Here is an 8,462-nt window from a genome sequence, read left to right as displayed (position 1 = left end):
CGACTGGCTCCACACCTACAATCACCACCGCGGACACACTGCGCTCAGGGGAAAGCCACCCGCCAGCCGCGTTCCCAACCTCTGGGGTCAGAACATCTAGCGCCGGCTCGGTGGACGTCCACTACTCCTCCGGCATCGGCAACCACTTCTTCTACCTGGCGGCCGAGGGCACCGGCGCCAAGACCATCGGCGGCCGTTCCCACAACGGCACGCCGTGCAACAGCGACACTTTCAGCGGCATCGGCAAGGACAGGGCCGCCGCGGTCTGGTACCGGGCGCTGTCCACCTACATGACTTCCACCACCACCTACTCCGGCGCCCGTACCGCCACCCTCCAGGCCGCCGCCGACCTGTACGGCACCAACTCCCAGGAGCGGTACGTCGTCTCCAAGGCCTGGGCCGCCGTCAGCGTCGGCACGGCCCTGCCCGATCCCGGCACCAGCAGCCCCACCCCGACGCCGACCGCCTCCGGCTCCACCAGCCCCTCTCCCTCGCCCTCCACCTCCACCAGCCCCTCGCCCTCCAGCTCCACCACGGCCCCGAGCAGCAACGCGCTGACCAACGGAGGCTTCGAGCAGGGCACCACCGGCTGGACCCAGAGCGACAACGACATCACCAACTCCACCCTGCAGAGCGCGCACGGCGGGTCCTGGTACGCCTGGATGATGGGCTACGGCACCTCCGCCGTCGAGTCCCTCTCCCAGTCGAACATCGCGGTCCCGTCCACCGGCACCCCCAAGCTCACCTTCTGGCTGAAGGTGACCACCGAGGAGTCCGGCTACACCGCCTACGACACCCTCAAGGTCAACGTCAACGGCACCACGCTGGCCACCTACTCCAACGCCGGCGCCACCTCCGGGTACGTCCAGAAGACCGTCGACCTGTCCGCCTACAAGGGCAAGAGCGTGAAGCTGGAGTTCGCCGGGACCGAGGACGCCTACCTGTCGACCGTCTTCCTGCTCGACGACATCGCCATCGGCTGACCTGACCCCCGCAACACCTGAATCCTGCTGTCGGGCCCGTCGAGGGGACGAGCTCGACAGCAGGACTGCCGCATTCCTCGGGCAAAGGCCGCGGAGCGGCACGCCCTCGATACCGGCGTCGCTCAGCGGCCATTCGAACCGGTCGCGCGGCAGAACGGAGACCCGGATCTCCCCATTCAGGCCGGGGCCCGTGGCCGGTCCGTGAACGACCACCCGGTGCTCGACGGTGCCGCGCCCGAAGGCGCGGACGAACTGCCGACAGTCGGACGGGAGCGCCCTGCCCAGGCGCTCGTCCGAGCCCGATCGGCTTGCCGCTGGTGGTGTCGGTCACCGCCGCGAGGTCCAGGACGGCACCGCAGGCCGACGACCGCCATGGGCTGCAAGAACACCGTCGTCCCGTCCAACCCCGTCGCTGGGTTGCCGGACGCGGCTTCGGACGGCTCAGGGGGCCACCGGCGTCCGGCCCGCGACGCTGCGCCGGAGAGCCCACCTGAGCGCCCAACAGGGATGAAACGCCCGGTCAGACCAGCAGGTCGAAGAGTTCGAAGGCCTCGTCCCACTGGTCCGTGGAGGGGCGGCGGGTGTCGCGGGCGATGGTCTTGAGGGCACGGGCGAGGGCGACGCTGAGGCCGCCGGCCAGGTCGGGCAGCCGCTGTTGGGTGTGCTCGGCGGCCTCCATGCCGAGGGCCGGGCGGGAGGCGAGCTGGTCGAGCAGTGGGCGTAGTTCGATGCCCTCCTCCAGCTTGTCGAAGGCGTGGATGCTCTCCTGCAGGCCTCTGGTGACGGGCAGGTCCTGCGGCTCGATGATGTCCCGGCCGTTGGCCTTGGCATTGGCGGTGCCGATGAGGAAGAGGTCGTAGAGCTTGGCGTCCACGAAGTCGTTGTAGCGCTTGAGGTCGTTCTTGTGGACGTCGAGGCCAGCGGCTGCGCGGAAGAAGCGCTCGAACTTGGGAATACCCATGACGGGCATGGCATTTTCCTTTCTCGGTCGATGGATGAGCTGAGGTCATCGGGTGGCGGGTGGTCTCACCTCCTCAAGGTGTTCGTGGGCCAGGCGGACGGCCATGGCGCCCTCGCCCACTGCGGAGGCCACCCGCTTGACCGAGCCGCTGCGGACGTCGCCGACGGCGAACACCCCGGGCAGGCCGGTCTCCAGGGCGAGTGGGGCGCGGCCCAGGGGCTTCCAGAGGTCCGCTGCCCCGTGGGCCACGTCCTGTCCGGTCGGAATGAAGCCGTGCGGGTCCAGAGTGACGGCGCCGGCGAGCCAGGAGGTGGCAGGGCGCGCACCGATGAAGACGAAGAGGGCACGGGCCTCCAGCACCTGCTGCTCGCGGGTGCGGTTGTCCCGGACGACGACGGCTTCGACCCGGTCCTCGCCGGTGACCTCCTGGACCTCGGTGTGCAGGCGGACATGGATCCGCGGGTTCTGCTCGATCCGGTCGATCAGATAGCGGGACATGTTGTGGCCCAGGTCTCCGCCGCGGACCAGCAGACGCACGGCGGGCGATTCGCGGGCCAGGAACAGGGCTGCTTGGCCGGCGGAGTTGCCGCCGCCGACGACGGCCACCGGGTCAAGACGGCAGGTCCGTGCCTCCCAGAGGGTGGCGGCGTAGTGGACCCCGAGTCCCTCGAACCGCTCGACGCCGCGGGCGGGCAGCCGCCGGTAGCGAGCGCCGGTGGCCACCACCACATTGTTGGCGGCGACCGTGCTGCCGTCGGCGAGCCGCACCACGGTGACACCGTCGCGCTGTTCGAGGCCGGCGGCCTCGGCGGGGACGGTGATCCGGGCGCCGAACCGGGTGGCCTGCACGACGGCGCTTTCGGCAAGCTCCGTGCCGGAGATCCCCGCGGGGAAACCGAGGTAGTTCTCGATCCGGGAGGACGTGGCGGCCTGGCCGCCGGTCGCCACCGCGTCCAGGACGACGGTGGAGAGCCCCTCGGAGGCGCCGTACACCGCTGCGGCCAGGCCTCCGGGCCCCGCGCCGACCACCACGAGGTTGAGGACTGCCCTCGCGACGGTCTCGGTCCGCAGCCCGATCACCTGGGCGAGTTCGGCGTTCGACGGATTGCGCAGGACCCGGTGCTCGTGCCAGACGACGATCGGAGTGTCCTCCGGATCGATGCCGAGACGCGTCAGCAGCGCCTCGGCATCGGTGTCTTTCTCCAGGTCGGCCCAGCGGTGCGGGAGGCGGTTGCGGGCGGCGAAGTCCAGCAGCCGCCGGGTGTCGGGGGAGAAGGCGGAGCCGATGATACGGAAGCCCGTGCCCGCGCCGGCCAGGATCGTGCGGCGCAGCAGGTAGGCCCGCAGGATCACGTCGCCGAGGGCGGGTTCTCGGCTGAGCAGGTCGCGCAGGGCGGCCGAGCCCACCGCGAGAACCTCGCCGGGCGTGCTCACCACCGCGCTGAGGAGGGCGGTCTGGCCCTCCAGCACGCCGAGTTCGCCGAGAAAGCTGTGTGCCTCGTGCAGATGGACGAGCTGCTGCTGCTGCTCGCCGTGGCCTTCGACCACGGCCACCGTGCCGCTGAGGACCACGAAGAACTCCTCGCTGGGGTCGCCCGCCCGGACGAGCTGTTCCCCCTCGCGGACCGGCCGTTCCTGTCCGCAGGATCTGAGGATCGCGATCTGGTCGTCCGACAGCAGCGGGTAGGCCCCGTAGACGTCAGCTGTCGGCGTGAGCGTCGGCACGATTCACTCCCTTCGTAGGGTTCAGGCCCTCGCCTCGTGTACGTAGCACCACCGCCAGTCCTCGCCGGGTTCGAACGACCGGACAATCGGGTGCCCGCGGGTCGCCGCGTGACCGCGGGCGTGCCGCATCGGCGAGGAGTCGCAGCAGCCGACGTTGCCGCAGGTCAGGCACAGGCGCAGGTGCAGCCACGGAGTCCCCGTGCGCAGGCAGGCCTCGCAGCCCTGCGGTGTTCTGGGCGCCACGGGCCGAACCATGGACAGGTGCGGGTCGGGAACGCTGGTCATCGCGGCCTCCCGGAGGTGGAGTCGGCCGGTCCGCGGGACGCAGAGAGTGACTCGTCCACCCACCGGCGCAGCGCGGTGGCGGGCGCGGCTCCGGTCTGCCGGGCGACGGGCCTGCCACGGTCGAGGATCAGCAGGGTGGGTACGGCTTGGACCTCGAACCGCCGTGCCAGGGCCGGCGACTTGTCGATGTCGACCTTCACGAGCTTGATCCGGCCGGCCAGGTCCTTGGCGACCTGTTCGAGGGCCGGGCTCACCATGCGGCAGGGACCGCACCAGGTGGCCCAGAGGTCGACCAGCACGGGCAGGCTCGCCTGGTCGGCGACCTCCCCGAAGTCGGTGTCGCCCGCTTCGGCGATCCACGGCAGCGGGGCATGGCAGTTTCCGCAGCGCGGGCTGCCCTCTGCCGCGGCGGGTACACGGTTGGTCCGGCCGCAGTTGGCGCAGGCGACCGTTCGCAGCGCGGCCCCGGCGCCGTCGGTACTGCCGTCACCGGCCCTGCGGGCGGCGCGTCCTTCGGGAGATGTGGTCATCACTGCTCCTGCAGCTCGTCCTGGAGGGTGACGGTCAGTTCGGCGGCCCTGGCGTCGACCAGGATGGTCACGCCTTCGCGTGCCTCGCCGCTGAGCAGCGCGCGGCCGATCCTGGTCTCGACCTCGTGCGCGATGAAGCGGCGCAGCGGCCGGGCGCCGTAGACCGGGTCGTAGCCCTCGGCCGCGATCAGTCGGCGGGCGTCCTCGGTGAGGACCAGGTCGATCCGCTGCTCGGCGAGGCGGTGGCGCAGGTCCTCCAGCAGCAGGTCCACGATGCGCTCGATCTGCGCGATGCCGAGCGGGTGGAAAAGCACGATGTCGTCCACCCGGTTGAGGAACTCGGGCCGGAAATGGCCGTTGAGCTCGCCCATCACCAGGTCCCGCACCTCGGGCTTGATCTCGCCGGCCTGGGTGGCGTCCTGGAGCAGATACTGGGAGCCCAGGTTCGAGGTCATGATGATGACGGTGTTGCGGAAGTCGACGGTGCGGCCCTGCGCGTCGGTGATCCTGCCGTCGTCCAGCACCTGGAGCAGCGTGTTGAAGACGTCGGCGTGCGCCTTCTCGATCTCGTCGAACAGGACGACCGCGTACGGCTTGCGACGCACCGCCTCGGTCAGCTGGCCGCCCTCCTCGTAGCCCACGTATCCGGGGGGCGCGCCGACCAGGCGGCTGACGGTGTGCCGCTCCTGGTACTCGCTCATGTCGAGGCGGATCATGTTGCTCTCGGTGTCGAACAATGCGGCGGCCAGCGTCTTGGCCAGCTCGGTCTTCCCGACGCCGGTCGGGCCGAGGAAGATGAACGAGCCGATCGGTCGGCGCGGGTCGCGTACCCCGGAGCGGGCCCGGATCACGGCGTCGGCGACGAGCTGGACGGCCTCGTCCTGGCCCACGACCCGCTCGCGCAGGATCTCGTCCAGCTTGAGCAGCTTCTGCCGCTCGCCCTCCTGGAGCCGGGTGACGGGGATGCCGGTCCACGCGGAGACGATCTCGGCGATCTCCTCGGCGGTCACCACCTCGCGCAGCATCCGGCTCTGGCCCTGCTTGTTGGCGAGCTGTTCCTCCTCGGCGGCCAGCCGGCGCTCCAGTTCACTGACCGTTCCGTAGCGCAGTTGGGCGGCCCGGTTGAGATCGTAGGCTCGTTCGGCCTGCTCGGCCTCCTGCCGGGCGTGTTCCAGTTTCTGGCGCAGTGCCTGGACCTTGCGGATGGCCTGGCGCTCGGCCTCCCACTGGGCGTGCTTGGCGTCCACCTCGCCCCGCAGGTCGGCCAGTTCACGCCGCAGGTCCTCCAAGCGGGCGCGGCTGGCCGGGTCGGTCTCAAGGGCCAGCGCGGCCTCCTCGATCTCCAGCCGGGTGGCCCGGCGGGTGAGTTCGTCGAGTTCGGCGGGCATGGAGTCGATCTCGGTCCGCAGCCGCGCGCAGGCCTCGTCGACCAGGTCGATGGCCTTGTCGGGGAGGAAGCGGTCGCTGATGTAACGGTGGCTGAGGGTGGCTGCGGCGACCAGCGCGCCGTCCTGGATCTTGACGCCGTGGAAGATCTCCAGTCGCTCCCGGATGCCGCGCAGGATGGAGATCGCGTCCTCGACGGTCGGCTCGTCCACCTGGACGGTCTGGAAGCGGCGTTCCAGGGCCGCGTCGGACTCGATGTGCTTGCGGTACTCGTCCAGCGTGGTGGCGCCGATCATGTGCAGCTCGCCGCGCGCCAGCATCGGCTTGAGCATGTTGCCCGCGTCCATCGCGCCCTCGGCGGCGCCGGCCCCCACGACGGTGTGCAGCTCGTCCACGAACAGCAGGATCCGGCCCTCGGCTCCCTTGACCTCGGACAGCACGGCCTTGAGGCGCTCCTCGAACTCGCCGCGGTATTTCGCGCCGGCGACCAGCGAGCCCATGTCGAGCGAGAACACCGTCTTGTCCCGCAGCCCTTCCGGGACGTCGCCGCGAACGATCCGCTGGGCCAGGCCCTCCACGATGGCGGTCTTGCCGACGCCCGGTTCGCCGATCAGCACCGGGTTGTTCTTGCTCTTGCGGCTGAGGATCTGGATCACCCTCCGGATCTCCGCGTCACGCCCGATCACCGGGTCGAGGCGACCGCTGCGGGCCTCGACGACGAGGTCGCGCCCGTACTTCTCGAGGGCCTCGTACGCTTCCTCCGGATTCGCGGAGGTGACCCGTTGATTCCCGCGCACCGTGGTGAGGGCAGTGAGGAAGGAGTCCTTGTCGACGCCCTGTTCACCGAGCCGCCGGCCGGCTGCGGTGGTCGAACCCTCGTCCACCAGGGCCAGCACCAGGTGCTCGGTGGAGACGTACTCGTCCTTGAGCCGCTTGGCCTCCTGCTCCGCGGTGTCGAGCAGTCGGGCCAGCCGCTGGGTCACCATCACTCGGCCGGGGGCGGCGCCCGGACCGGTCGTGCGCGGACGCTTGGCGAGATCGGCCTCGACGGCGGCCCGCAGGGCTGCCGGGTCCGCGCCGGCGCCGGCCAGCAGCCGGGTGGTCAGGCCGTCCTGCTGATCGAGCAGGGCCAGCAGCAGATGCTCCCCGTCGACCTCGGTCTGGCCCAGCCGTACCGCGACGTTCTGCGCTTCCTGCAGCGCTTCCTGAGACTTCTGGGTGAGGCGGTTCATGTCCATGGTGTGGGCTCCTTGGCGGCTCGTTCGCTGCGCCGCAGTGCGATTTCCAGGCGTTCGATGCGGTCGAGCAGGTCCAGGACGACGCCGATGGCCGCGTAGTTGAGGCCCAGTCCGGCCCGCAGTCGCTGCACCCGGGCGATGGCCGACGGTGCGCTCGGCCGGAACCACAGCCGGCCCCGGGCATCACGCTCGGCGTCCACCAGCCCGAGGGCGACGAAGCGGCTGACGAGTTCGGGCGGCAGCCCACTCCTGCCGGCCACTCCGGCCAGGGGGAGCCGGTAGGGGCTGGGGCTGGTTCGGTAGACCCGTACCAGGGGATAGGCAGCCCTGGCACCGGGCTGTCCGGTGCCTTCGGAGGGCGAACGCGGTTCGGCTCTCATGTCTGCTTCCTCGGGTCGAAGGAGGAGACGGCGGCGAGTTCCTCGAACAGCTCGCGCTCGCGCGGGGTTGGCGAGGGCGGCACCATCACCTGGATTTCGGCGTAGAGGTGACCGGGGGAGCCTTTGGGGTCGGGGATCCCCTCGTTGCGCAGCCGCAGCCTGCGGCCGGTGGAGGTACCGGGCGGCACATGCACCTTGACCGTCCCGCCCGGACCGGAGACCGGCACCGTCGCCCCCAGCGCGGCCTCCCAGGCGGTAACCGGCAGTTCGACGTGAATGTCGCGCCCGACGAGCCGGTAGCGGGGATGGGGGGCGATGCGGACCACCAGATAGAGATCCCCGGCGGAACCCCGGCCTCGGCCTCGGCCGCCCTCTCCTGCGAGCCGGATTCGCTGCCCGTCGACGACGCCGGGCGGGATGGTGACGTCGTAGCTGCGTTCCCCGCCGGGACCGCCGAGGGTGATCTTCCGCCGGCCGCCGCGGTACGCCTCCTCCACAGTGAGCGTGAGTTCGGCCTCCTGGTCCGCGCCGGGGATGGGGCTGCCCTGTCCGGTGCCCGCCGTCCGTCCGCGGAACATACCTCCGAAGAGATCTTCGAAGTCCACGCCGGAGGCGTCGAAGCCGGTCTGTGTCCAGGTCCGGGCGCCTGCCCGGTCGGCGCCTGGGGTGCCTCCGAAGGGACTGCTGCGGTACGCGCCGGCTCCACCGCCGAAGCCCTGGCCGGCCGCGACACGCTCGTCGTAGTCCGCCGGAATCTGCCGGAAGTCGGGGCCGAAGCGGTCGTAGCGGGACCGGGTGTCGGGGTCGGACAGCACGCTGTATGCCTCGTTGAGCTGCTTGAAGCGCTCCTCCGCGGCCGGATCACGGTTGACGTCCGGGTGGTAGCGGCGGGCCAGGGTACGGAACGCCTGCTGGATCTCGGAGGCGTCGGCGGTGCGGGGGACGCCCAGCACCTCGTAGTAGTCCTCTGCCAT

The 8,462-nt window shown here is 70.8% G+C and carries 8 protein-coding genes and 1 pseudogene; 2 read left to right on the top strand and 7 right to left on the bottom strand.

Annotated elements, in window-relative coordinates; translation table 11 throughout:
• Both ACGFX4_RS20245 and ACGFX4_RS20240 read left to right on the top strand, forming a co-directional pair.
• Nucleotides 1-100 (top strand): annotated as a pseudogene (locus ACGFX4_RS20245) (IS481 family transposase); the annotation flags it as partial.
• A gap of 10 nt (nt 101-110) precedes the next feature.
• Nucleotides 111-983 (top strand): M4 family metallopeptidase, encoded by an 873-nt coding sequence (locus tag ACGFX4_RS20240; protein WP_393076052.1) that lies wholly within the window; start codon nt 111-113, stop codon nt 981-983.
• Between the two features lie 520 nt (nt 984-1,503).
• On the opposite strand, the gene ACGFX4_RS20235 is transcribed toward ACGFX4_RS20240, so the two are convergent.
• Genes ACGFX4_RS20235 through ACGFX4_RS20205 form a run of 7 tightly spaced genes read right to left on the bottom strand, consistent with a single transcriptional unit; the run spans nt 1,504 to nt 8,462 of the window.
• The gene (locus ACGFX4_RS20235; protein ID WP_393076050.1) at nt 1,504-1,944 is read right to left on the bottom strand and encodes a DUF1931 family protein; all 441 of its coding nucleotides are present in this window, start codon (nt 1,942-1,944) and stop codon (nt 1,504-1,506) included.
• A 45-nt stretch (nt 1,945-1,989) separates the two neighbouring features.
• Nucleotides 1,990-3,669 carry an FAD-dependent oxidoreductase gene (locus ACGFX4_RS20230; RefSeq protein ID WP_393076047.1) on the bottom strand — a complete coding sequence of 560 codons (1,680 nt, stop codon included), beginning with the start codon at nt 3,667-3,669 and terminating at the stop codon, nt 1,990-1,992.
• 21 nt (nt 3,670-3,690) lie between these two features.
• Nucleotides 3,691-3,954 carry a UBP-type zinc finger domain-containing protein gene (locus ACGFX4_RS20225; RefSeq protein ID WP_393076044.1) on the bottom strand — a complete coding sequence of 88 codons (264 nt, stop codon included), beginning with the start codon at nt 3,952-3,954 and terminating at the stop codon, nt 3,691-3,693.
• Nucleotides 3,951-4,484: a thioredoxin gene (trxA, locus tag ACGFX4_RS20220; RefSeq protein ID WP_393076041.1), complete on the bottom strand. Its 534-nt coding sequence runs from the start codon at nt 4,482-4,484 to the stop codon at nt 3,951-3,953. The genes ACGFX4_RS20225 and trxA overlap by 4 nt, the downstream gene beginning before the upstream one ends.
• Entirely contained in the window at nt 4,484-7,108 is a 2,625-nt protein-coding gene (gene clpB, locus ACGFX4_RS20215) for an ATP-dependent chaperone ClpB (RefSeq protein WP_393076038.1), read from the bottom strand. Before clpB ends, trxA begins: the two co-directional genes overlap by 1 nt.
• Complete coding sequence (locus ACGFX4_RS20210; protein WP_393076035.1) at nt 7,099-7,488, bottom strand: chaperone modulator CbpM; 390 nt, start codon at nt 7,486-7,488, stop codon at nt 7,099-7,101. The genes clpB and ACGFX4_RS20210 overlap by 10 nt, the downstream gene beginning before the upstream one ends.
• A complete protein-coding gene (locus ACGFX4_RS20205; RefSeq protein ID WP_393076032.1) occupies nt 7,485-8,462 on the bottom strand; it encodes a DnaJ C-terminal domain-containing protein in 978 nt (325 codons plus the stop codon). The genes ACGFX4_RS20210 and ACGFX4_RS20205 overlap by 4 nt, the downstream gene beginning before the upstream one ends.

This window comes from Kitasatospora sp. NPDC048365 (genome assembly GCF_043200835.1).
Taxonomy (GTDB): Bacteria; Actinomycetota; Actinomycetes; order Streptomycetales; family Streptomycetaceae; genus Kitasatospora; species Kitasatospora terrestris.
The sequence above is the reverse complement of the archived record's forward strand: the minus strand, read 5'-3'. Positions and strand labels throughout refer to the sequence as shown.